Below are 23,745 nucleotides of genomic sequence, written 5' to 3' on the forward strand. Positions count from 1 at the left end.
AGAGCGTCGGGGCCGGTACTGCACCACCCAGGGGGTGAGGGGCCCGCGCAGTTCGCGCGGGCCCCTCCAGGCGCCGCCCCTCAGACCCCTGCCGGGACCTTGGGTGCCCCGTCCTGGAGCTCCTGTGGCTCGGAGGCTGAGGGGCCTTCGCTCAACCCGAATCGGGCGTGGAGTCGGCGCAGCGGGCCAGGTGCCCACCAGGTGGCAGCACCGGTCAGTTTCATCACCGCGGGTACCAGCAGGCTGCGCACCACCATCGCGTCCATGAGCACGGCGAGGGCGATGCCCAGGCCCAACATCTTGGTGTTGGTCACTCGGGAGGTGCCGATGCCGACCATGACCACGGCGAGGATGACGGCTGCGGCGGTGATCAGCCCGCCGGTCCGAGCCAGTCCGGCCTGCACGGCGCCCTCGTGGTCTGCGGATTTCTCGTACTCCTCCTTGATGCGGGATATGAGGAACACCCCGTAGTCCATGGAGAGGCCGAAGGCGATGCAGAACATCAGCACCGGCAGGGTGGTTTCGATGTCCCCGGTCGCGGTGAACCCGAGCAGTCCTGAGAGGTGCCCCTCTTGGAAGACCCACACCACGGCGCCGAACATCGCCGTCAGACTCAGCGCGTTCAACAGCACCGCCTGCAGGGGGATCAGCACACTTCCCGTCATCAAGAACACCAGGAGCAAGGTGGCCACGGCGATGAGCGCTGCCGCCCGCGGCAGTTGTTCGGCTATCGCGTCCTGCGCGTCGACGAGCACGGCCGCCTGCCCGGCCACCGCCGTCTCGAAGGGCGCTTCGATTTGACGGACCTGACCGACCAGCTCTCGGGCCTGTTCGCCGGCGGCCTCACCCTGTGCCCGCAGTGTGAAGTAGGCGTACTCGCCGGAACGGACCGGGCCGTCAGCCCTCAGCACTCCCGGTAGTTGGGCGATGCGCTCCCGGTAGGTGGTGTACTCCTCAGCCGTGGCGGCGCCCTCTGCCAGGACGAGGATCTCCGCTCCGGGGTTGCTGGGGAACGCGTCCCTGATCTGCTGTTGGACCAGGTGGGAGGGGGCCGTGGCGGGCAACTGACGGTCGTCGACCGTGCCGAAGCGGACGCCGAGGAAGGGCAGCCCCAACAAAAGCAGTCCGGCCGTGGTGGCCACCGCGAACAGCGGGGCCCTACGCATCACCAGGGCGGCCGTCCGTGCCCAGCCTCGTGATTGGTCGGTGCTCGGTTCCTTGTCACGGCGCCATAGCCGGCGCAGGTCGAAGGCGTTGACCCGGTCACCGAGCAGCACCAGGGCCGCTGGCAGCAGGATCAAGGCGGCGCCGGCGGCGAGGAGGACCACCGCGACTCCGGCGTACGCGAAGGAGCGCAGGAAGTACATCGGAAAGAAGAGCATCGCGGAGAGCGCGACCGCGACGGTCAGCGCCGAGAAGAGCACGGTCCGCCCGGCAGTGCGCAAGGTGATGGCCACGGCCTTGGCCGGGTCATGCCCGGCAGCGAGCTCCTCGCGGAAGCGGCGCACGATGAAGAGCGCGTAGTCGATGGCGAGGCCGAGGCCCAGTGCGGTGGTGAGGTTCTGGGCGAAGATGGAGACATCGGTGAGCTCGGTGAGCCCTCGCAACACGGCGTTGGTGCCGAGGATGGCGACGATGCCCACGGCGAGCGGGAGCAACGCGGCTATGGCACTGCCGAACACCAAAACGAGCAGGATGAGGGTGATGGGTAGGGCGATCAGCTCGGCTGTGAGCAGATCCTCTTGGATGGTGGTGGTGATCTCGCGCTGCACGGCGACGCGTCCACCGAAAGAGACCTCCACTGGGCCCTGAGTGCCGCGCAGCCGGGGTGTGATCCGGTCGAGGATCTCGATCCGGGTGGTCTCGTCGCCCTGGACGCGGGCTGCGATCAACGCCTGGCGGCCGTCTTTGGACCGGAGCGCGGGCGAACGCGTCTGCCAGTAGGACCCGACTCCGGTGATCCCCTCCTCGGCGGCGAGCCGGGCGGTGATCCGCTCCGCCTCGGCGGCAACCGCCGGGGCGTCCACTCCCGTCGGGCCGGCATCGAGGAGCAGCAGCAGATTGGGCTGGGAGGCCGGGAACTCGCGCTCCAGGGCTTCGGTGGCGTACGTGGAGCGAGCCTGCGGATCTTCCCATCCTCCGCTGCCCATACGGTCGGCGACCCCGCTCCCGGCGAATACCGCCAGTGCGGTGACGACCAACGCGAGCAGCAGCGAAAGTCTGGGCCGGGCTGTGACGAGCCTGGCCCAGCCACCCCCGGACTGAGCGTTCTTGACTTCGGACATGCCTCGGTGTCCCCTTCACCGTGACCCGTGGGCGCGGGTCATCCATTGCCGCAGTCCATGGCCGAGAGCCATAGACTTGCAAACACGAGAGATCGCTCGCGTTTCACAAGAATGTGAGTGATGACTCGCGTTTGTCAATCACCCTGGGGAAGTAAGGGATCGAAGTGCCGGAGGCCAAGCGCACCGAGACGACCACACCGACCACCTCCGGAGCCGGCCGGGGCGAGGAGCGCGCCAAGCCGCGCAGACGCCAAGCGCGCGGAGAACGCCGGGTCGCGCAGCTCCTGGAAGCCGCCGCGGGCGTCTTCTGTCGCCAGGGCTACGCGGCGGCGAGCACCAACGCCATCGCGCGCGAGGCGGGCGTGTCACCGGGCACGCTCTACCAGTTCTTCCCGAACAAGGAAGCCATCGCAGCCGAGCTCGGCGAGCAACTGCTGCACCGGGCGAACGAGACGCACGGCGAGGCCTTCCTCGCGGAGAACCTCCGGCTCCCGCTCCCCGAAATGCTGGACGCGGTCCTCGACCCGGTCCTCGCCTTCAACTGCGAGAACCCCGCTTTCTGGGCCCTCATGCACGGCTCCGGGATCCCCGGCCACATCGCCGAGGGGCACGAGGAACTACACCGGGGACTGCTGACCCGTGTCGAGGGGATCCTCTCCGCCTTCGCCCCCGACACCCCTGGCGAGGAACTGAACCGGATCGCCAACATGACCCTGGCGATCTTCAAGTCTGGACTGGACCTCGTCCTGGCCTCCGAAGGGCAGGAGCAGGCCGCGTACTCCGCCGAACTGAAGGCCGCGCTGCTGCGCTACCTCACCCCGCTCGCCGAGGGCGAGTGCTCCGGCACGCGAGCGCTCACCACGCCTCACCCCCACTGACCCGCTGGTCGGAGCGGGTCGCTCCGACCACCCGGCGCAACCCGAGCAGCGGAAAGACCAGGACGGAGATCATGGCCGCCCCGACCAGGGCAGCCGCCTCCCCCGGCTGGACCGAGCCGTCCTCCACCCCCAGCGTGGTGATCGCCACGACCAGCGGAAGCGCGGTCGAGCCGAAGAGCACCAGTGCTTCGCGCTCCGGTCGCCGCAGGTCCCGTGGCGCCAGGAACCAGACGGGCAGGCCGCGCACCACCAGGAAGAGCAGGAGGAAGATCGGCAGCAGGGCCAGCGTGCGCCCGCCTTCGAGGAGCGAGTCGAGGTCGAACTCGATGCCGGTGACGACGAAGAAGACCGGCACGAGGAACCCGAAGCCCATCGCCTCGACCTTGGACAGGACGGTGGGCGCGTGCTCCGGGGCGGCTCCGGTGAGCACCAGCCGGGTGATCATTCCGGCCGCGAAGGCACCCAACAGAATGTCCAGGCCGAGCCAGCTCGCCATGGCCAACATTCCGGCGAGCCAGAGGGTCACCAGCCGCACGGCGAACTGTCCGCTGGTGTCCAGGGTCTTTGCGATGACGGTGGCGAACCACGGAGGCCTCGGCCGCATCGCCCACACCACCGCGACGGCGGTCAGCAGGCCGAAGACGATCAGGAACACGGCCGCCTGGCCCGGCGCCCGCCCGCTCAGCAGCAGCGCCATGGCCACGATCGGACCGAACTCGCCCACCGCGCCGAAGGCCATCACGACGTTGCCGAACCGGGTCGGCAACACGCCGGCGTCGCGCAGCACCGGGAGGATCGCGCCGAGGGCGGTGCTGGTCAGGGCGGTCCCCAGATAGACGCCGGCACTGAAGCCGCTGTTCTCGGCCAGGAGGAGACCGAGCCCCAGGCCGAGTGCGAGGGAGATCGACCAGGCCGCCAGGGAACGGTTGAGCGTGTCCCCGCGCACCCGCCCGATCTGCATCTCGTAACCCGCCAAGAAGATCAACATGGCCAGTCCGAGCTGCGACAGGGCGTCGATGACCTGATCGGACTCGGCCCAGCCGAGCACGTCGGGGCCGATCAGGATGCCGAGTGAGATCTCGAAGATCACCAACGGCACCGGGAGCCAGCGACTCACTCCGTAGGCGAGCAGTGGCGCGATCACCGAGGCGAGCATGATCAGGATGAATGTCCCCGCATACGACATAGGGCCCATTTATCCCCGGATCGCCGCCCCGGTACCCGAGGCGCGGCCGAGCAGGACCCGAGACCATCCGCCGGGGATACACTCGCGGAATACCCCCTAGGGGTATAGTGTTGTGACCAGTGGGATGCGGGAGGGCTCCACGCCCAGCCCGCGGCCCGGTACGCCGCCACGCACCGGATCACCCCTGCGCGAAGAACCGCACACCTCGAAGAGGAGAACGACATGACCACCGAGACGGCAACCCACACCACCGTCTACCGGGTCACCGGCATGACCTGCGGCCACTGCGAGGGCGCCGTGACCGCCGAGCTTTCCGAGCTCCCCGGCGTCACCTCCGTCAAGGCCGTCGCCGCCACCGGCGAGGTGACCGTCGTCTCCACGGCCGCACTGTCGCAGGACGCGGTCCGCGCGGCAGTGGACGAGGCCGGCTACGAGCTCGTCGGTCAGGCCTGAGGACCCCCCACCGAAAACAGCGGACCTCCCTCCCCTGCCGGGCCGTGCCGACCAGCTCATACTGGTTCCGTACGGCTCGGCCCTCCCTACTGGAGCCGGACATGAGCAGTACCGTGCACGAGGAACCCATAGCCCCCGCGACGACGGCCGAGGTGGAGCTGAAGATCGGCGGCATGACCTGCGCTTCCTGCGCCGCCCGCATCGAGAAGAAGCTCAACCGCATGGACGGCGTCACGGCGACGGTGAATTACGCCACCGAGAAGGCCCGGGTCTCGTACACCGACGAGGTGGCGGTCGAGGACCTGATCGCCACCGTGGTCAAGACCGGATACACCGCCGAGCAACCGCCCGCCCCGGCTCCCGTGACCGCCGCCCCGGACTCTCCAGCGGGGACCGAAGCGGAGCCGGTCGACGATCCCGAGCTCACGGCGCTGCGCCACCGCCTGCTGGTCTCGGCCCTCCTGGCCGTCCCCGTGGTCCTGATGTCCATGATCCCGGCGCTCCAGTTCGACAACTGGCAGTGGCTCTCCCTGACCCTGGCCGCCCCGGTGGTCGTCTGGGGCGGCCACTCCTTCCACAAGGCGGCCTGGACCAACGCCCGACACGGCGCGGCCACCATGGACACCCTCGTCTCGGTGGGCACGCTGGCCGCCTTCGGCTGGTCCTTGTGGGCCCTGTTCTTCGGTCACGCCGGCTACCCAGGCCTGCGCCACGGCTTCGACTTCTCCGCCTACCGCGACCACGCCAGCTCCGCCATCTACCTGGAGGTCGCCGCGGGAGTGATTACCTTCATCCTGCTGGGGCGCTACCTTGAGGCCCGCTCCAAGCGGAAGGCGGGAGCCGCCCTCCACGCGCTGCTCCAGCTGGGGGCGAAGGACGTCACGGTGCTGCGGGACGGCACCGAGGTGCGGGTGCCGGTGTCCCAACTGGTGGTCGGTGACCGCTTCGTGGTCCGCCCCGGGGAGAAGATCGCCACTGACGGCACCGTGGTGGAGGGCAGTTCCGCCGTGGACGCGGCGCTCCTGACCGGCGAATCGGTACCGGTGGACGTCAGCGTCGGGGACGCCGTGGCCGGCGCCACCGTGAACGCCGGCGGCCTGCTCCTGGTGCAGGCCACCCGGGTGGGAGCCGACACCCAACTGGCCCGCATGGCGAAACTGGTCGAAGACGCCCAGAACGGCAAGGCAGAGGTACAGCGGCTGGCCGACCGGATCTCCGCCGTCTTCGTCCCCGTGGTGTTGTTCTTGGCCGTGGCCACCTGGGCGGCTTGGGCGGTGGTCACCGGCGACCCCACGGCTTCCTTCACGGCAGGCATCGCCGTCCTGATCATCGCCTGCCCGTGCGCCCTGGGCCTGGCCACTCCGACCGCGCTCATGGTCGGCACCGGCCGGGGCGCCCAGCTCGGCATCCTGATCAAGGGCCCGGAGGTCCTGGAATCCACCCGGGAGGTCGACACGGTCGTCCTCGACAAGACCGGAACGGTCACCACCGGCCGGATGGCTCTCCAAGACGTCCATCCGGCCGAGGGCGTCACGGTGCCGGAGCTGCTACGGCGGGCGGGCGCGGTGGAGCACGCCTCGGAACACCCGGTCGCCCAGGCCGTCGCCGCCGGCGCCGGGAGGCAAGTGGGCGAACTGCCGACCACCAGGGGCTTCGAGAACCTTCCGGGCCTCGGTGTCCGGGGCGAGGTCGAGGGCCACGAGGTGCTGGTGGGCCGCCAGCGGCTGACGGCATCACGCGGCCTGGCCGTGCCGCCGGCGCTCGCACGGGCCAAGGAGGCCGCCGAGGCAGCCGGACGCACCGCCGTCGTCGTCGCCTGGGACGGGGCCGTACGCGGGGTGCTGACCGTGTCCGACGCGGTCAAGGAGGGCAGCGCCGAAGCGGTCGCCCGGCTGCGCGGGCTGGGGCTGACGCCGATCCTGCTGACCGGTGACAACCGGGCGGTGGCCGAGACGGTGGCCCGCGAGGTCGGCATCGACGAGGTCATCGCCGAGGTGCTCCCCGAGGACAAGGTGGACGTGGTCAAGCGCCTCCAGGGCGAGGGCCGGACGGTGGCGATGGTCGGCGATGGCGTCAATGACGCGGCTGCGCTGGCCCAGGCCGATCTGGGTCTGGCCATGGGTACCGGTACCGACGCCGCCATCGAGGCCGGCGATCTGACCCTGGTCCGCGGGGACCTGCGGGTGGCGGCCGACGCCATCCGGCTCTCCCGCCGCACCCTGGCGACCATCAAGGGCAATCTGTTCTGGGCCTTCGGCTACAACGTGGCGGCACTGCCGCTGGCCGCCGCAGGACTGCTCAACCCCATGATCGCGGGGGCTGCCATGGCCTTTTCCTCGGTCTTCGTGGTCACCAACAGCCTGCGGCTGCGGACCTTCCGATGAAGCCAGGTACTGTACCTGCGAGTAGCACTTCTGGGTAAGAGACGCAGATCACAGCGCCCCGAACGTAACCGTGTTGGGATCAGGGGTGTCTATGAGGACGGTGCGCCGAGCGTCTTTGGGGGACGCTTCTCGGACGTCTTGGGGGATGTTCGACGGCGCCGGCCGGGACACGGCATGCGGGGAGCTTGAGCGGCCCTCCCGCACGCGCGGGTCCCGGCTAGACGGTACGAGGAGCTCCTGCTCCGCCCCGGCTCCCGGCTCGGATCCCGTGGGGGGAATCCGCACCGGGTAAAGGAAAGCGCCCCGGCTGTCGACCCGTGGGGGGATCGACGGCGGGGCGCTTTTCGATGTTCGCCGGCGGTCGCGCGGTGGTCCGGGTCAGCGACCCTCGACCGGGACGAAGTCGCGCAGGACCTCACCGGTGTAGATCTGGCGCGGGCGACCGATGCGGGAACCGGGCTCCTTGATCATCTCGTGCCACTGGGCGATCCAGCCGGGCAGCCGGCCGAGCGCGAAGAGCACGGTGAACATCTCGGTCGGGAAGCCCATGGCCCGGTAGATCAGGCCCGTGTAGAAGTCCACGTTGGGGTAGAGGTTGCGCTCGACGAAGTAGTCGTCGGCCAGCGCGTGCTCTTCCAGCTTCAGGGCGATGTCGAGCAGTTCGTCGCTCTTGCCGAGCTGGGAGAGGACATCGTGCGCCGCCGCCTTGATGATCTTCGCGCGGGGGTCGAAGCTCTTGTAGACGCGGTGGCCGAAGCCCATCAGACGGACGCCGTCCTCCTTGTTCTTCACCTTGCGGATGAAGGAGTCGACGTCACCGCCGTTGGCGGCGATGCCTTCGAGCATCTCCAGCACCGACTGGTTGGCGCCGCCGTGCAGCGGCCCCCACAGAGCGCTGATGCCGGCGGAGACCGAGGCGAACATGTTGGCCTGCGAGGAGCCGACCAGACGCACCGTTGAGGTGGAGCAGTTCTGCTCGTGGTCGGCGTGCAGGATCAGCAGCTTGTCGAGCGCGGAGACGACCACCGGGTCCAGGTCGTACTCGGCAGCGGGCACCGAGAAGGTCATCCGCAGGAAGTTCTCGACGTAGCCGAGGTCGTTGCGCGGGTAGACCACCGGGTGACCGATGGACTTCTTGTACGCGTAGGCGGCGATCGTCGGGAGCTTGGCCAACAGCCGGATCGTCGACAGGTGACGCTGGTTGTCGTCGAAGGGGTTGTGGCTGTCCTGGTAGAACGTCGACAGCGCGCTGACCACCGAGGACAGCATGGCCATCGGGTGGGCGTCGCGCGGGAAGCCGTCGTAGAAGCGCTTGACGTCCTCGTGCAGCAACGTGTGCTGGGTGATCTCGTTGCGGAAGGTGGCGAGCTCGTCGACGGTCGGCAGCTCGCCGTTGATCAGCAGGTACGCCACCTCGACGAAGGTCGAGCGCTCGGCGAGCTGCTCGATCGGGTAGCCGCGGTATCGCAGGATGCCCTGCTCGCCGTCGAGGTAGGTGATCGCAGATTTGTACGCGGCGGTGTTTCCGTAGCCGCTGTCCAAGGTGACCAGCCCGGTCTGAGCCCGGAGCTTCCCGATGTCGAAGCCCTTGTCACCAACGGTGCTCTCGACCACCGGGTAGGTGTATTCACCGTCCGCGTACCGCAGTACTACAGAGTTGTCGCTCACGTCATCCCTCACCGACGTAGTGCCTCTTCTTCGAGGTGCCCTGACTGTCTCTACCTTCCCCCATCTGGCCCAGGAGAGTGCACTCGGGGTCAGCCATCAGTCCATTGGCGGCACTGAGTGCCGCCAACCTGCACATCCTGCCCCCTCAGCGCCGAAAGCGGAAACCGTGGCCCGCCCCTTAGGTGAAGTTTCCCACCGCAACCCCACCGGACAACCTGGCAGCGACCGCAGTGAACCTCCTGCCTGCAGAAACGGTGCGCACCGCCTGGCCGAGGGCCCGTCGCGACCCCACCAGGACGACGAGCTTGCGTGCCCGGGTCACCGCCGTATAGAGAAGGTTCCGCTGGAGCATCATCCAGGCGCCCGTGGTGACGGGGATCACCACGGCGGGGTACTCGCTGCCCTGCGAGCGGTGGATGGTGACCGCGTAGGCGTGCGCCAGTTCGTCGAGTTCGTCGAAGGCGTAGGGGATGTCCTCGTCCTCGTCGGTGCGCACGGTCAAACGCTGCTCCTCCACGTTGAGATCGGTCACCACGCCCACGGTTCCGTTGAAGACGCCCGCCGCGCCCTTCTCGTAGTTGTTGCGGATCTGGGTGACCTTGTCGCCCACCCGGAAGACGCGCCCGCCGAAGCGCTTCTCCGGCAGGTCCGGCCGGGCCGGAGTGACCGCCTGTTGGAGCAGCCCGTTGAGGTTGCCGGCGCCTGCCGGGCCCCGGTGCATGGGCGCGAGCACTTGCACGTCGCGCCGCGGATCGAGGCCGAACCGGGCAGGGATCCGACGGGACGCCACATCCACGGCCAGCAGTCCCGCGGCCTCGGTGTCCTCCTCGGCGAAGAGGAAGAAGTCCGGCAGCCCCTGGGTGAGCGGAGGTTGGCCCGCGTTGATCCGGTGGGCGTTGGTGACCACGCCGGACTGCTGGGCCTGACGGAAGATGCGGGTCAGGCGCACCGCCGGAACCGGCCCGCCCTGCGCCAGCAGGTCCCGCAGCACCTCGCCGGCGCCGACCGAGGGCAACTGGTCCACATCCCCCACCAGCAGCAGGTGAGCCCCCGGAGCCACTGCCTTGACCAGCTTGTTCGCAAGCAGGAGATCCAGCATGGAAGCTTCGTCCACGACGACCAGGTCGGCGTCCAGCGGACGGTCCCGGTCGTAGGCGGCGTCCCCACCGGGCTTGAGCTCAAGCAGCCGATGGACGGTGGAGGCCTCGGCCCCCGTCAGCTCGGAGAGCCGCTTGGCGGCTCGCCCGGTGGGCGCCGCCAGCACCACCTTGGCCTTCTTCGCCCGCGCCAGTTCCACGATGGAACGGACGGTGAAGGACTTCCCACAGCCCGGGCCGCCAGTGAGGACAGCGACCCGGCTGGTCAGCGCCAGCCGGACGGCGTCCTCCTGTTCGGGTGCGAGCTCCGCGCCCGTACGGGTGGCCAGCCAGGCCAGTGCCCGGTCCCAGGCCACTTCCTTGAAGGCGGGCATCCGGTCGTCCTCGGCCGCGAGCAGGCGCCGCACCTGGGCGGCGAAGGAGAGTTCGGCGCGGTGGAAGGGGACGAGGTACACGGCGGTGACCGGGGCGCCGTCCGGGCCGGGCACGGTCTCGCGAACCACCCCTTCCTCCTCGGTGGCGAGTTCGGCCAGACAGTCGATGACCAGGCCGGTGTCCACCTGGAGCAGCTTGACCCCGTCGGCGATCAGGCGTTCCTGCGGCAGGTAGCAGTGACCTTGGTCGGCCGATTGGGAGAGCGCGTACTGCAGGCCCGCCTTGACCCGCTCGGCACTGTCGTGGGGGATGCCGACCGCCTGCGCGATGCGGTCCGCGGTCAGGAAGCCGATGCCCCAGACGTCGGCGGCCAGCCGGTACGGCTGGTTGCGCACCACCGAGATGGAGGCGTCGCCGTACTTCTTGTAGATGCGCACCGCGATCGAGGTGGAGACGCCGACGCCCTGAAGGAAGATCATGACCTCCTTGATGGCCTTCTGTTCCTCCCAGGCCGCTCCGATCATCCGGGTCCGCTTGGGGCCGAGCCCCGGCACTTCGACCAGACGCCGCGGCTCCGACTCGATGACCTGGAGGGTGTCGGTGCCGAAGTGGTCCACGATCCGCTCGGCGATCCGCGGACCGATCCCCTTGATCAGGCCCGAACCCAGATAGCGGCGGATGCCCTGGATGGTGGCGGGCAGCACGGTGGAGTAGTTGTCGACGTGGAACTGCTTGCCGTACTGCGGATGGGAACCCCAACGGCCTTCCATCCGCAGGGATTCACCCGGCTGCGCGCCGAGCAGGGAGCCCACCACGGTGAGGAGGTCACCCGCGCCGCGACCGGTGTCCACCCGGGCGACGGTGTAACCCGACTCCTCGTTGGCATAGGTGATGCGCTCCAGGACCCCTTCGAGAACTGCCTGACCGGACATGCTCCAGACGCTACCGCCGTGAACTGACACGGCGTTGGGCGAGGGCGGCACCCTGGCGGTAACGAAGGGGTTCTGGCCCGTCGGCCAGAACCCCTTCGCGATCCCCCCCGTTCCGTCAGAACCTCCCAGATCCCCCCAGACCCCTCCCCGGAAGTTCCGACACACCACATACGACCCACGACCCCCGGGGATGGTTGCACGGATAGCGCGTTGTTATTTTTCCGTTACTCAAAGTCCTATGAAAGTGACGCAGACGTAGTGTTTCGGCCATGAGGGGCGAGCCGAGCGAGGCAGAGTCGCTGGGCGCGTTGGGCGAGGAGCGCACCCAGTGGATCCCCGTCACCCGCTCGACACGGCCCAGCCTGCGACCGGGCGACCGTTGTGCCCTGCGGCTACCGCGGCGCCGCGAGGGGCTCGGACTCGGGCGGGAGGACCTCCCCGACCGGGCCGGTCGCCGGTCGGGCCGCGGAGGCGACCACCGGGCGACCTGGGGCTCGGGCCGGGCGACCGAACGAGGTCAGCGCCACGCCAGCAACCAGGAGGACCGCCGCCGTCCAGCGCAACGGGCTGATCGGCTCGCCGAGGGCCAGGGCGGCGGAGGCCATACCGAAGACGGGTACCAACAAGGAGAACGGAGCGACGGAGGAGGCCGGGTAGCGGCGCAGGAGGAATCCCCAGACCCCGAAGCCGAAGACCGTGGAGATCCAGGCCACGTACAAGATGACGCCCAGCCCGCTCCAGTCCAGGGCGCTGAGCGCGTCCAAGTCCCGCTGCGGCCCCTCCAGAAGCAGGGAGAGCGCGAGCAGCGGCAGCACCGGCACGGTGCACACCCAGACCATGAAGTTCAGGGCGTCGGGCGGGGCGGCCTTGCGGGTAAGGACGTTGGAGACGCCCCAGCAGGCCGCTGCGGCCACCACCAGGGCGAAGCCGAGCACGGGGCCACTGGCGCCCTGGTCCACGGCGGCGACTGCGATCCCCCCGAGCGCCACGACCATGCCCAGCACCCGAACCCGACCTGGCCGTTCGCGCAGGAGCAGCGCGGCGAACAGTGCGGTGAAGACGGCCTGGACCTGGAGGACCAGCGAGGACAGGCCGGCGGGCATCCCGGCGTCCATGCCGGTGAAGAGAAGTCCGAACTTGGCCACACCGAGCGCGAGTCCGACCCCGATGATCCACTTCCAGGCGACCTTGGGACGGCCGACGAGGAAGGCTGCGGGGATGGCGGCGGCGACGAACCTCAGAGCGGACAGCAGGAGCGGCGGGAAGTGGTCCAAGCCGATCTGGATGACGACGAAGTTGACCCCCCAGACGGCGGCGACGAGCGTGGCGAGTGCGGTGTGGATGGGACGCATGGCTCCAGGGTCGAGGGAATGACCGTGAAGCACTAGCACAGACATCTTCAGGGTTGGATGAAGCATTGCTTATGCGACCTTGCTGTTGTGACACTACGCTGGCCAGATGCTCGACGTATCCCGGCTCCGCGCCCTGCACGCCGTCGCCGTCCACGGCTCGGTGGGTGCAGCCGCCGCGGCGCTCGGCTTCTCCCCCTCCGCGGTGTCCCAACAGATCGCCAAACTGGAACGTGAGACCCGCACCACCTTGCTGGAAAGGCGTGGGCGTGGGGTGGCGCTCACCGAGGAGGCCCGCCACCTGGCCGAGACCGGTCGGGAGCTGCTGGCGCTCATGGAACGGGCCGAGACCACGCTGGAGGAGCGGCGCGGCAGGCCGGGCGGCCGGCTCACGGTGGCCGCCTTCGCCTCGGCCGCGCGCGGGCTGCTTCCCGGTGTGCTGGCCCAACTGGCCCGCGAGCACCCGGCCCTGGACGTGCGGCTGACGGAGGTCGATCCCCATCTGTCGGTGGACCTGGTCGCCCGAGGCGTGATGGACCTCGCGGTCACCCACGACTGGGACATCGCGCCGCTACCCGCGCCGGAGGGGGTGTCCCACGCGGTCATCGGTGAGGACAGGTGCGACCTGCTGGTGCCGGCCGGGCACCCCTTCGCCACCCGCACCAGCGTGCTGCGCGAGGACCTGGTGGGGCAACGCTGGATCAGCCAGCCACCGGGCCGGGTCTGCCACGACTGGCTGGTTCGGACCTGCCGGGCCGCCGGCCACGAACCCGAGCTGGTGCACATCGCCGAGGAGAACCACACCATGCAGGCCCTGGTTGCCGCCGGGCTGGGCATCGCCGTCCTCCCGAGGCTGGGCCGGGGGACACTGCCCGCGGACGTGGTCGCGGTGGACCTGGCGCCGGCGCCGATGCGACGCCTGTACGCCGTGTGGCGCTCCGGCGCGGCCCGCCGCCCGGCGATCACCGAGGCCGCGCGTGTCCTGCGCGAGCACTGGCCGGATGTCGCACATGCTCCTACCGGCGCGGCAACACCAGGCGGGTAGTGCGTCCGGGGGGATGCCCTCGCGTGTCCGAGAAGCCTGACCAGGACACCGAAGTAGCGTTCCGTGCCATGCTCCCACCCCCCGTATCCGCATCACGCCGGATCCTCCTTTCGGCGGCAGCCCTGGCGGCGGTGACGGCGACGACAGGACCGGCCGGTGCAGCCCCACGGTCCGGCACAGAGGTCCTCGACCGGCGCGAACAGGGCCGGTTGAGGCGGCTGGTGGCAGGGATGAGCCTTGCGGAGAAGGTGGGTCAGCTGTTCGTGACCCAGGTCTACGGGCACAGCGCCACGGCGCCGGACGAGGCGGACGCACAAGAGAACCTGAAGCTGTTCGGGGTGCGGAACGCCGCCGAGCTGATCAGCCGCTACCACCCCGGTGGAATCGTCTATTTCAGCTGGGCGCGCAACACCCGCGACCCACGACAGATCGCCGACCTGTCCCACGGCATCCAGTGTGCGGGGCTCGGCCAGCCCACCCCCTTGCCCCTGTTGATCTCGGTCGACCAGGAGCACGGAACGGTCGCCCGGATCGGTCGGCCCGCGACGCTGCTGCCCGGGGCGATGGCTCTGGGCGCGGCGGGTTCACCGCCCACGGCCCGCGGGGCCGCCCGGATCGCCGGTTCCGAACTGGCCGCGCTCGGCATCCACCAGGACTACGCGCCGGTCGCCGACGTGAACGTCAATCCGGCCAACCCGGTGATCGGCGTACGCTCCTTCGGTGCCGATCCGCAGGCCGTCGCCACTCTGGTGGAGGCACAGGTCAGGGGCTTTTGGGAGAGCGGAGTAGCGGCCACCGCCAAGCATTTTCCCGGCCACGGGGACACCGAGACCGACAGCCACGTGGATCTGCCGGTGATGCTGCACAGCAGGCAGGACTGGGAACGGTTGGACGCCCCGCCGTTCCGGGCGGCCATCGCAGCCGGAGTCGGTTCGGTGATGACGGCGCACATCGTGGTGCCCTCGCTGGACCCCTCGGGCGACCCGGCCACCCTCTCCCACCCCATCGTCACCGGCATCCTGCGCGAACAACTCGGATACCGGGGTGTGGTGACCACCGATTCGCTGGCCATGGCGGGGGTCCGCCAGAAGTACGGGGACGACCAGGTCCCGGTGTTGGCCCTGCTCGCCGGCTGCGACCAGTTGTTGAAGCCGCCGGACCTCAGGCTCGCCCACGACGCGGTGCAACAGGCCGTGCGCAGAGGTGAGCTGACCGAAGAACGGATCGAGGAGTCGGTCCTGCGCATCCTGGCCCTCAAGAGCCGACTGGGCCTGTTCGCCGCCCCGTTGGGTACCGGCGGGCGGGTCGAGGGAGCCGTCGGCTCTCCTGAGCACCTCGCGGCTGCCGAGCGCATCGCCGACGCCACCGTCACCTTGCTGGCCAACCCGGAAGGTCTGCTGCCGCTTTCCACGGCCCGCCACCCCCGACTACTGGTGACCGGCGCGGACCCGGACTCCCCCACGGGTACCACTGGCCCTCCGACCAGCGTGTTGGCCAGCGAGCTCACGAGGCTCGGCTTCGTCACGAGAGCTCTGTCCACCGGTCTGGAGCCCGGGCCCGGGGCGATCGCACAGGCGGTGGCCGCGGCAGGCCGTTGTGACGTGGTGCTGGTGTGCACGTACAACGTGCCCGAGGCGGGCGTGGAGGACCCGCAGCGTTCCCTGGTGGAGTCGCTGCTGGGTACGGGCGTACCGGTGGTGGTGCTCGCGGTCCGCAATCCGTACGACGTCGGACGGCTCCCGAAAGTGGCGGCCTGCCTGGCCTCGTACGGCTGGACGGACGTGGAGCTCGGGGCTGCCGCGCGGGCCCTGGCCGGGGTGGTGACGCCGGCGGGACGGTTGCCGGTCAAGGTGCCGGGGGCCTACCCGCTGGGCCACGGCCTGACGTACTGAAGGTCGGCCCGGGCGGTCGGCCTGAGGGGTCCGCCACCAACCGACGGCGGTAGCGCCCGGCACCAGCGGCGGTGCCGCTTGGAGTCGCGGCGTCCGAAGCACCCGGTGGGGTCGTCCCAGTGCTGGGACGCCCCCCGGGCTCGACCGCGGCGGCCCGTGCCGGGCGCCGGTGGCGGCGGTTACGGATGCATCCGGGGCATCCGCTCCAGGTCCACCTTGTCCAGCCGCTTGTCCGCCTTGGCCAGCGGCTTGGCCTTCGAGGCGTCCGCCTTGACGGCGGTGGGGGCGACACCGGCCCACTTCAGGATCTGGGCGGTGGCGAAGGCCTTCTGCTTCGGCACCAGGCCGGCCACGTTGGCACCGTGGTTGGCGCCGGGAGCGGTCAGCACGAAGCTGTCCTTCGCACCCCTGCCGAGGCGGAAGCGCTCCGCGCCCCACGGGTCGTTCTGCCCGTAGACGAAGAGCATGTGGCGGGCGTTGTGGCGGACCCAGGTGTCCACGTCGCGCATGGCCCACGGCTTGAACTTCATGGGAATGGCGGCCGGGACGAAGTTCCGTGGCGGCTGGTAACCGTAGCGGGAGAGGCCGTCCAGGTGCGGCAGCTTGATGTCGGGGGAACCGAGTTGGGTGCCCGCCTGGTAGTAGTACGGGGTGTACGGCTCCAGACCCTGGTCGGTGTAGAAGGAGAAGCCGGAGATCGCGTCGACGGTGTCCCAGATCTGCTGGTCGGTGGCGGTCTTGGCGACCGGGATCGAGGCGCAGTCGGAGACGAGGCTGTACTGCCAGAAGGCCCAGGTGTAGTCGGAGACGACGGCCTCGTACGCCTTGTCCAGGGAGCCGATGGTCTCGAAGGTGTAGCTGTTGTCGGCCGCGTACTTCGCGTACCGGGCCTCCAGCGGCTCACGACGCACGAGGGCCTCGCGCTGGACGCCGTTGAGCTTGTCGCGGCATTCCTTGGTTCCGACCTTGGTGAAGAAGCGGTCGTAGGCGGAGTCTTCCTTGTTGTTCACGTCGTTGGGCGCGACGTAGGCGACGACGCCGTCCATGTCCTTCGGGTAGAAGCGCTCGTAGTAGGTGGCGGTCATGCCGCCCTTGGAGCCCCCGGTGGACAGCCAGTTCTTCTTGTAGAGCTTCTTCAGCGCTCCGAACAGCCGGTGTTGGTCGCTGGCCGCCTGCCAGATGTCCAGCTTGGACCAGTTGGCTGGGTCGGGCCGGGAAGGCGTGAAGAAACGGTACTCCATTGACAGCTGGTTGCCGTCGATGATGGTGGTCGGCTCACTGCGGCGCGGGTTGGTGTTGACGTGGTAGCCGGAAGTGAAGAAGACCGTGGGCCGGTTGGTGTCCTTGTGCAGCAGCGTGATCCGCTGCTTGAAGGTGCCCCTGCGCGGGTGCCGGTGGTCGATCGGCTGGGTGTAGTTCAGTACGAAGAAGCGGTAGCCGGGGTACGGCTTCTCCTCGATGAGGCTCATCCCCGGTATGGCGAGGATCCGGTCCTTGATGTCCGTGCCGGACGACGGCGGCGTGGCGGTAGCCGCGCCCGCGGTCCCTCCGGCCGCACCTACGGTGCCGATGAGCACCGAAAGCGACACCAGACATCTGAGCGCCTTGCGCATTCACCCTCCCCAGTATTCACAACGGTCGCGGTGAACCTACCGGGGGCAACTGGTGTGCGACCAGACCTCGTTGCGAAATACGGGGCGCCCCCAGGCCGGTTACCGCTGGCGGGCTGAGGTCTGTCCCCCCAATACCCGACAAGCGCGCGACGACAGCTACGGCGCCTCGCCGCGTCGTCGAATCACCCGAACACACCCGGCGCGCCCCTCCGCCTTGCGACACACCGCGCTGACGTCCCAGGCCGGCCCATCGGGTACTGCAGGAAAGCCCTTGGACTCAGCAGAGGATCCAGCCGGAGGACACCGACCCCGTACCGACCTTGCCCTTCACCAACACGCAACGGCTGACGGCGTGCACGGTGACGGGCCCGGCCAGCCGAAAGTACCGCCCGGCGTCCCGGACCGGGACCCCACCGCGCGGCTGGATGCTGACCTCCATGTACTGGCGCCGCCCGGGCCGCCGGGGCAGCGTCACGGCGCAGACGTGGGTGCGGGTCCGATGGACACGGACCTTCCCGGTGGCGAAGGGAAGGGTTTTGACCACCCGACCGGCACACGCCGAGGCAGCCTGTGCCGGAGTGCCGCCGAGGACAGTGCCGGACAGCACCAGCCCCGTCACGAGCACGCCCAGACCCCTGGCCCTCTTCCCGCCCCGCCCACCGAACACGACTACACCCCTCCGATTGACGAACGTTTGACCGTGCGCACGCAGCTACGACGCGTCAGCGGCGGGGGCGGTTGCACCCACCGGCTCCGGGGCACGAGCCGGTACCGCTCAGGCAGCCGCCGGCTCGTCCTCACCGACGAAGGTCCGCCACAGCTCGGCGTACCGTCCACCCCGACCCAGCAGTTCCTCATGGGTGCCGTCCTCGGCGACCCGGCCACCGTCCATGACCACCACCCGATCGGCCCGGGCGGCGGTGGTCAGGCGGTGCGCGACCACCAAGGTGGTGCGCCGGCCGACGAGACGGTCGGTGGCACGGTTGACCTGGGCCTCGGTGGCCAAGTCCAAGGCGGCAGTGGCCTCGTCCAGCAACAGCACGTCCGGATCCACCAACTCGGCCCGGGCCAGGGCCATCAACTGGCGCTGCCCGGCTGAGAGGTTACGGCCGCGCTCGGCCACCTCGTGCAGGTAGCCGCCCTCCAGGGTGGCGATCATCTCGTGTGCGCCGACCGCCCGGGCGGCGGCCTCCACCTCCGCGTCCGAGGCTTCCGGCCGCCCGTAGGCGATGGCATCGCGGACCGTTCCGGGGAAGAGGTACGGCTCCTGGGGGACGACCCCGAGCCGGCGCCGGTACTGTGTCAGGTCCAGCTCCCGCAGGTCCGTGCCGTCCACGGTGACCCGCCCGGCCGTCGGATCGTAGAACCGGGCCACCAGCTTCACCAGGGTGGACTTGCCGGCACCGGTCTCCCCCACGAAGGCCACAGTCTGCCCGGCGGGCACCCGCAAGGAGATGCCGGCCAGCGCCTCCTCGGACCCGCCGCGCTCCTCGGCCGTCCCGTAACGGAATCGGACCTCCTCGAAGGCGATGTCCCCGCGCAGCGCGCCCACCTCGCGCGGCCGGGGCGCCCGCGGGGTGCGGGTCTCCTCCCGCAGCAACTCCTGGATGCGGCCCAGCGAGACGCTGGCCTGCTGGTAGCCGTCGAAGACCTGGGAGAGCTGTTGGACGGGAGCGAAGAACAAGTCGATGTACAGCAGGTAGGCGACCAGCGCACCGGTGGTCAACGTGCCGGCCTCGACCCGGCCCGCTCCGACGATCAGCACCGCCGCGGCGGCCAGCGAAGACAGCAACTGCACGAAGGGGAAGTAGACCGAGATCAGCCACTGGCCGCGGACCCGGGCCTGCCGGTAGCTGTCACTGCGCTCGGCGAACCGCGCAGCGCCGGCGCCCTCGCGACGGAATGCCTGGACGATCCGCAGGCCTGAGACGGACTCCTGAAGGTCGGCGTTGACCACGCTGACCCGGTCCCGTGCCAGCTCGTACGCCCGGACCGACTTGCGGCGGAACACGATCGTCCCCACGATCAGCACCGGCAGTGTCGCGAAGACGATGAGGGCGAGCTCCACGTCGATCACGAGCAGCGCGACGAGGATGCCGAAGAAGGTGAAGACGGAGACGACGGCGGTGACCAGACCGGTCTGCAGGAACGTCGACAGGGCGTCGACGTCGGTGGTCATCCGCGTCATGATCCGCCCGCTCAGCTCCCTCTCGTAGTAGTCGAGGCCCAGCCGCTGGAGCTGCGCGAATATCTTGACGCGCAGGGCGTACAGGATGCGCTCGCCGGTGCGCCCGGTCATCCGCGTCTCGGCGAACTGCGCGGTCCACTGGGTGAGCACCACCAGCAGCGCCAACGCGGAGGCCGCCCAAACCGCGCCGAGCGCCAGTTGTTCGACGCCCTCGTCGATCCCGTGCCGGATCAGCACGGGCAGCAGCAGCCCCGCACCCGCGTCCAGCGCCACCAGGGCAAGGCTGACCAACAGCGGAGCGCCGAAGCCCCGCAGTAGGCGGCGCAGGCCGTAACTCTCCTCCGGGGCGGCGGCGCGCTCTTCGTCGACCGCCGGATCGTCCTTGGTAGACGGCAGCGCCGCAACCTTGGCCAGAAGTTCGGGGGTGGCCGGCATACCCGCGATGGCCGCGGCCATGCTGGCGCCACCGGGCGGCCCCGAGGGCGGCCCGGCCGGGGCGCCGACCTGCTTGCCCGGCACCTGCGCCGGTCCCGCGCCGGTCTGCTCCCGCGGGCCGGCGCCTTCCTGCTCGGTCTCCGAGGTCTCCTCCGCCCGGCGCCACAGCTCCGGGGTGATGCCGTCGACGGCCCGTCGTTTCGCGCTGACCGGCTCGGAGTCGATCTCCGCTTCGAGTTCGATGTCCCGCTCGATGTCCCGTTCGAGGTCGGCGAGCACCGCCTCGTCCCGGATGTCCGGCCCGGCCACCGGGCCCGCCGGGTCCGGGGAGCCGCCGCCCAGAGCGTCCGGGTCCGTCAGCAGTCGCCGGTAGAGCGCTGAGCGGCGCTCCAACTCCTGGTGGGTACCGAGATCGGCGAGCCGGCCGTGGTCGAGTACGGCGATCCGGTCGGCCAGCGCGAGGGTGGAGCGGCGGTGCGCGATGAGCAGCGTGGTCCGGCCGGCCATCACCGAACGCAGCGCGTCGTGGATCTCGTGCTCGACCCGGGCGTCCACCGCGGAGGTCGCGTCGTCCAGGATCAGCAACCGGGGGTCGGTGAGGATCGCGCGGGCGAGGGCGATCCGCTGGCGCTGTCCGCCGGAGAGGGTCAGGCCGTGCTCGCCGACCCGGGTGTCGTAGCCCTGGGGGAGCTGCTCGATGAACCGGTCCGCCTGGGCGGCCCGGGCGGCGGCCACGATCTCCTCCTCCGCTGCCTGTGGGTTCCCGTACGCGATGTTGGCGCGAATGCTGTCGGAGAAGAGGAAGCTGTCCTCGGGCACCAGGCCGATCGCCCGGCGCAGCGAGTCGAAGCTGAGCTCGCGCACGTCGTACCCGCCGACCCGGACGCTGCCGCCGGTGGCGTCGTAGAAACGCGGCAGGAGCAGCGAAAGCGTGGACTTGCCGCTGCCGGAGGCACCGACCACCGCGAGCGTCTCGCCGGGTTCCACGGACAGGCTCAGACGGTCCAGGACTGTGCGCTCGCCGTACCCGAAGGAGACTTCCTCGAATTCGACGGCCGCCGGCGCGTCCGCGGGCAGCACCGTCTGACCGTCCTCGATGGACGGCTGGGTGTCGATCAGCTCCAGGACCCGCTCGACACCGGCCCGGGCCTGTTGCCCGACGGTCAGCACCATGGCGAGCATCCGCACCGGGCCGACGAGCTGCGCCAGATAGGTGGAGAAGGCCACGAAGGTACCGAGGGTGACCTGGCCGCGGGTGGCCATCCAGCCGCCGAGCGCCAACATGGCGACCTGACCGAGGGCGGGAACGGCCTGGAGAGCGGGGGTGTAGCGGGAGTTCAGGGCGATGGTGCGCAGCCGACCGCCGAACAGGCGACGCCCGGCCGCCCTGAGCTTGTCGGTCTCCTGCTCCTCCTGGCCGAAGCCCTTGACCACCCGGACTCCGGTGACCGCGCCGTCCACGACCCCGGCGACGGCCGCGGCCTGCCCCTGCGCGTACCAGGTGGCGGGGAACAGTTTGCGGCGACTGCGCTGGGCGATGAACCACAGGGCGGGGGCCATGGCGAGGGCCACCAGGGTCAGCAGTGGCGAGAGCCAGAGCATGACCGCCAAGGATATCCCGAACAGCAGGAAGTTGCCGATGGTCATCGGCAACATGAAGAGCAGCCCCTGGATCAGCTGGAGGTCACTGGTGGCGCGGCCCACGACCTGTCCGGTGGACAGCTCGTCCTGGCGACGACCGTCGAGGCGGGTGAGGGTCGCGTACATGTCGTTGCGCAGGTCGTGCTGTACGTCGAGGGCGAGCCGCCCGCCGTAGTAACGACGGATGTACGTCATCACGTAGACCACGAGTGCCGCCGCGACCAGCAGGCCGGCCCACAAGGCCATCGGGCGGGACTGGTCACCGATCACATCGTCGATGATCACCTTGGTGACCAGCGGCACCAGCGCCATGACGGCCATGCCGCCGAGCGAGGACCCGAGCGCCAGCAGCACGTTGAGTCGATACCGCCAGGTGTACGCGGCGAGTCTCCGCGCCCATCCCCGCCCCGCTCCGGCCGTCTCCGCCGTCGCCACAGATGCCTCCCGGTTTCCAATCACTGCCGCCAAGCCCCAACACCCGGCGGTGCGGATTTCATCCCATCGCACCGAAGTGGACGTCGCACCCCGCAGCGGGTCCGTCACCGAGGGGAGAGCCCGGCCCCCTCGGGCCGGACCTGGGGAAGAGCAAGGGGGTGAGCTGGGAGTGGGCCGGGCCGAGGGCGGGCCGACCGTCCGCGCCTATGCGTGGGTGGGGGCGAACATCTTCAGGGCGGCGGGGAGGACCACCACCGAGGGACCGGGGGCGGCCAGTGCGGCGGCGAGGTCCTCGCGCAGCGTCGCCGCGGTGGTGGTGCGGGCGGGGACGCCGAAGGACTCGGCGAGGGCCACGAAGTCCGGGCGGGTCAGTTCGGTGGCGGTGGTGGCGCCGTAGGTGTCACGGAGGTACTCGCGCAGGATGCCGTAGCCGCCGTCGTCGACGATCAGCCAGGTGACGTCCAGGTCGTACTGCCGCGCCGTGGCGAGTTCGGCGATGGAGTACATCGCGCCGCCGTCCCCGGACACCGCCAGGACGGGCGTGCCCGGCTCGGCGACGGCCGCGCCGAGCGCGGCGGGGAAGGCGTATCCGAGGCCGCCGGCGCCCTGGGCGGAGTGCATCGTGTTCGGATGCTTGGCGTCGAAGGCGGACCAGGCCCAGTAGGACAGGATCGTCATGTCCCAGAAGGACGGGGAGCGGTCCGGCAGGGCGGCCCGGACCGCGGCGAGGACCTCCTGCTCCTCGGTGAGGTCCTGGCCGGCCAGGCGGGCGCGGATCTCACCGAGCAGCAGCGCGACCCGCTCGGGGGCGTTCGGGTCGGGGCGCTCACGCACGGTCTCAAGCAGGGCCGTCAGGGCCGTGCGGGCGTCCGCATGGATGCCCAGGGCGGCGTGGTTGGACTCCAGTTTCCCCAGATCGGCCTCGATCTGGACGACCCGGCCCCCGGGCAGCAGGGTGTGGTAGTTCGACGACAGTTCGCCCAGCCCCGAGCCGACCACCAGCAGCACGTCGGCGTCCTGGAGGAAGTCCGTCATGTGGCGGTCCTCCAGCCAGGACTGGAGGGACAGCGGATGGGTCCAGGGGAACGCGCCCTTTCCGCCGAAGGTGGTGACCACCGGCGCGTTGATCCGCTCGGCGAGCAGGCGCAGCTTGCCTGCGGCGTCGGAGCGGATCACACCGCCTCCGGCGAGGATCACTGGTCTGGCTGCGTTCTCCAGCCAGTGCGCCGCCAGAGCGGTCAGCTCGGGGCGGGGCACCAGCTCGTGCGGACTCGCGTCCACCGCCGTGACCTCGGGGATCTGCGTCTCGGCGCGCAGCACGTCCTCGGGCACCTCCACCCATACCGGGCCGTGCGGCACGGTCAGGGCGGACTCCCAGGCGGCGGCGAGCGCCGAGGGGATCTGGGACTGGGTCCGCGCGAGGTGCACGGACTTCACGACCTCGCGGAAGGATGCCTGCTGGTCACGCAGCTCGTGGAGGTAGCCGTGCCGGCCGCCGCCGAGGCCCGCGCTGGGCACCTGCGAGGAGATCGCCACCACCGGCGCGGAGGCAGCCGCCGCCTCCTGGAGCGCGGCCAGCGAGGTCAGGGCGCCCGGGCCGGTGGAGAGCAGCAGCGGGGCTGCCTCGCCGGTGATCCGTCCGTACGCGTCGGCGGCGAAGGCGGTGTTGTTCTCCACGCGCAGGCCGACCAAGCGCAGGTCGGAGCGGCGCACGGCGTCGAAGAGGGCGAGCGCGTGCTGCCCGGGGAGCCCGAAGAGGGTGGTGGCCCCTAGCCCTCGGAGGGTCTCCACGACCAGGTCTGCGCCGGTGCGGCCGGGGGGCGGCGCGAGGGCCGCCGCCGTCTGGGCCGCGGTGGGACGGAGTACCTGGTCGTGGTCGTGCGTCACGC

At 70.2% G+C, this 23,745-nt stretch carries 14 protein-coding genes; 5 read left to right on the forward strand and 9 right to left on the reverse strand.

Features of this window, described 5'->3' with window-relative positions:
- Positions 1–80 precede the first annotated feature (80 nt).
- Positions 81–2,285 (reverse strand): MMPL family transporter, encoded by a 2,205-nt coding sequence (locus ACFYMC_RS06000; RefSeq protein WP_388519461.1) that lies wholly within the window; start codon positions 2,283–2,285, stop codon positions 81–83.
- Positions 2,286–2,449: 164 nt separating this feature from the next.
- On the opposite strand from ACFYMC_RS06000, the gene ACFYMC_RS06005 reads away from it, so the two are divergent.
- A complete protein-coding gene (locus tag ACFYMC_RS06005) occupies positions 2,450–3,163 on the forward strand; it encodes a TetR/AcrR family transcriptional regulator (RefSeq protein ID WP_388519464.1) in 714 nt (237 codons plus the stop codon).
- Here ACFYMC_RS06005 and ACFYMC_RS06010 read toward each other — a convergent pair.
- A complete protein-coding gene (locus ACFYMC_RS06010; protein WP_388519467.1) occupies positions 3,141–4,349 on the reverse strand; it encodes a cation:proton antiporter in 1,209 nt (402 codons plus the stop codon). The two genes, ACFYMC_RS06005 and ACFYMC_RS06010, sit on opposite strands and share 23 nt — an antisense overlap.
- A 222-nt stretch (positions 4,350–4,571) precedes the next feature.
- Between ACFYMC_RS06010 and ACFYMC_RS06015 the strand changes: the two genes are divergently transcribed.
- Positions 4,572–4,802, forward strand: a complete 231-nt coding sequence (locus tag ACFYMC_RS06015; protein ID WP_388519469.1) for a heavy-metal-associated domain-containing protein — start codon at positions 4,572–4,574, stop codon at positions 4,800–4,802.
- Positions 4,803–4,903: 101 nt separating this feature from the next.
- Positions 4,904–7,186 (forward strand): heavy metal translocating P-type ATPase, encoded by a 2,283-nt coding sequence (locus ACFYMC_RS06020; protein ID WP_388519472.1) that lies wholly within the window; start codon positions 4,904–4,906, stop codon positions 7,184–7,186.
- 378 nt (positions 7,187–7,564) lie between these two features.
- On the opposite strand, the gene ACFYMC_RS06025 is transcribed toward ACFYMC_RS06020, so the two are convergent.
- The 3 genes from ACFYMC_RS06025 to ACFYMC_RS06035 form a co-directional block, all read right to left on the reverse strand.
- The gene (locus ACFYMC_RS06025) at positions 7,565–8,854 is read right to left on the reverse strand and encodes a citrate synthase (RefSeq protein WP_388519474.1); all 1,290 of its coding nucleotides are present in this window, start codon (positions 8,852–8,854) and stop codon (positions 7,565–7,567) included.
- Between the two features lie 178 nt (positions 8,855–9,032).
- Entirely contained in the window at positions 9,033–11,258 is a 2,226-nt protein-coding gene (locus tag ACFYMC_RS06030) for an ATP-dependent RecD-like DNA helicase (protein WP_388519477.1), read from the reverse strand.
- A 392-nt stretch (positions 11,259–11,650) separates the two neighbouring features.
- Complete coding sequence (locus ACFYMC_RS06035) at positions 11,651–12,610, reverse strand: EamA family transporter (protein ID WP_388519480.1); 960 nt, start codon at positions 12,608–12,610, stop codon at positions 11,651–11,653.
- 106 nt (positions 12,611–12,716) lie between these two features.
- Between ACFYMC_RS06035 and ACFYMC_RS06040 the strand changes: the two genes are divergently transcribed.
- Both ACFYMC_RS06040 and ACFYMC_RS06045 read left to right on the forward strand, forming a co-directional pair.
- Positions 12,717–13,652: a LysR substrate-binding domain-containing protein gene (locus ACFYMC_RS06040; protein WP_388519483.1), complete on the forward strand. Its 936-nt coding sequence runs from the start codon at positions 12,717–12,719 to the stop codon at positions 13,650–13,652.
- 68 nt (positions 13,653–13,720) lie between these two features.
- On the forward strand, positions 13,721–15,544 hold the full coding sequence (locus tag ACFYMC_RS06045; protein ID WP_388519803.1) for a glycoside hydrolase family 3 protein: 1,824 nt from the start codon (positions 13,721–13,723) through the stop codon (positions 15,542–15,544).
- Between the two features lie 179 nt (positions 15,545–15,723).
- Here ACFYMC_RS06045 and ACFYMC_RS06050 read toward each other — a convergent pair whose 3' ends face one another.
- The 4 genes from ACFYMC_RS06050 to ACFYMC_RS06065 all read right to left on the reverse strand — a co-directional run bounded on the left by ACFYMC_RS06050 (position 15,724) and on the right by ACFYMC_RS06065 (position 23,743).
- Positions 15,724–17,157 carry an aminopeptidase gene (locus ACFYMC_RS06050; RefSeq protein WP_388519485.1) on the reverse strand — a complete coding sequence of 478 codons (1,434 nt, stop codon included), beginning with the start codon at positions 17,155–17,157 and terminating at the stop codon, positions 15,724–15,726.
- Positions 17,158–17,434: 277 nt separating this feature from the next.
- Positions 17,435–17,782 carry a hypothetical protein gene (locus tag ACFYMC_RS06055; RefSeq protein ID WP_388519488.1) on the reverse strand — a complete coding sequence of 116 codons (348 nt, stop codon included), beginning with the start codon at positions 17,780–17,782 and terminating at the stop codon, positions 17,435–17,437.
- A gap of 150 nt (positions 17,783–17,932) precedes the next feature.
- A complete protein-coding gene (locus ACFYMC_RS06060) occupies positions 17,933–21,856 on the reverse strand; it encodes an ABC transporter ATP-binding protein (protein WP_388519491.1) in 3,924 nt (1,307 codons plus the stop codon).
- 204 nt (positions 21,857–22,060) lie between these two features.
- Complete coding sequence (locus tag ACFYMC_RS06065) at positions 22,061–23,743, reverse strand: thiamine pyrophosphate-binding protein (protein WP_388519494.1); 1,683 nt, start codon at positions 23,741–23,743, stop codon at positions 22,061–22,063.
- Positions 23,744–23,745: the final 2 nt, after the last annotated feature.

Source organism: Streptomyces sp. NPDC006879, assembly GCF_042869595.1.
Classification (GTDB): domain Bacteria; phylum Actinomycetota; class Actinomycetes; order Streptomycetales; family Streptomycetaceae; genus Streptomyces.

Bases quoted from the DNA above. Each gene is read 5' to 3' on its own strand.
- ACFYMC_RS06000 (WP_388519461.1), bottom strand. From the start codon at position 2,285: ATGTCCGAAGTCAAGAACGCTCAGTCCGGGGGTGGCTGGGCCAGGCTC.
- ACFYMC_RS06010 (WP_388519467.1), bottom strand. From the start codon at position 4,349: ATGTCGTATGCGGGGACATTCATCCTGATCATGCTCGCCTCGGTGATC.
- ACFYMC_RS06015 (WP_388519469.1), top strand. From the start codon at position 4,572: ATGACCACCGAGACGGCAACCCACACCACCGTCTACCGGGTCACCGGC.
- ACFYMC_RS06020 (WP_388519472.1), top strand. From the start codon at position 4,904: ATGAGCAGTACCGTGCACGAGGAACCCATAGCCCCCGCGACGACGGCC.
- ACFYMC_RS06030 (WP_388519477.1), bottom strand. From the start codon at position 11,258: ATGTCCGGTCAGGCAGTTCTCGAAGGGGTCCTGGAGCGCATCACCTAT.
- ACFYMC_RS06035 (WP_388519480.1), bottom strand. From the start codon at position 12,610: ATGCGTCCCATCCACACCGCACTCGCCACGCTCGTCGCCGCCGTCTGG.
- ACFYMC_RS06040 (WP_388519483.1), top strand. From the start codon at position 12,717: ATGCTCGACGTATCCCGGCTCCGCGCCCTGCACGCCGTCGCCGTCCAC.
- ACFYMC_RS06045 (WP_388519803.1), top strand. From the start codon at position 13,721: ATGCTCCCACCCCCCGTATCCGCATCACGCCGGATCCTCCTTTCGGCG.
- ACFYMC_RS06050 (WP_388519485.1), bottom strand. From the start codon at position 17,157: ATGCGCAAGGCGCTCAGATGTCTGGTGTCGCTTTCGGTGCTCATCGGC.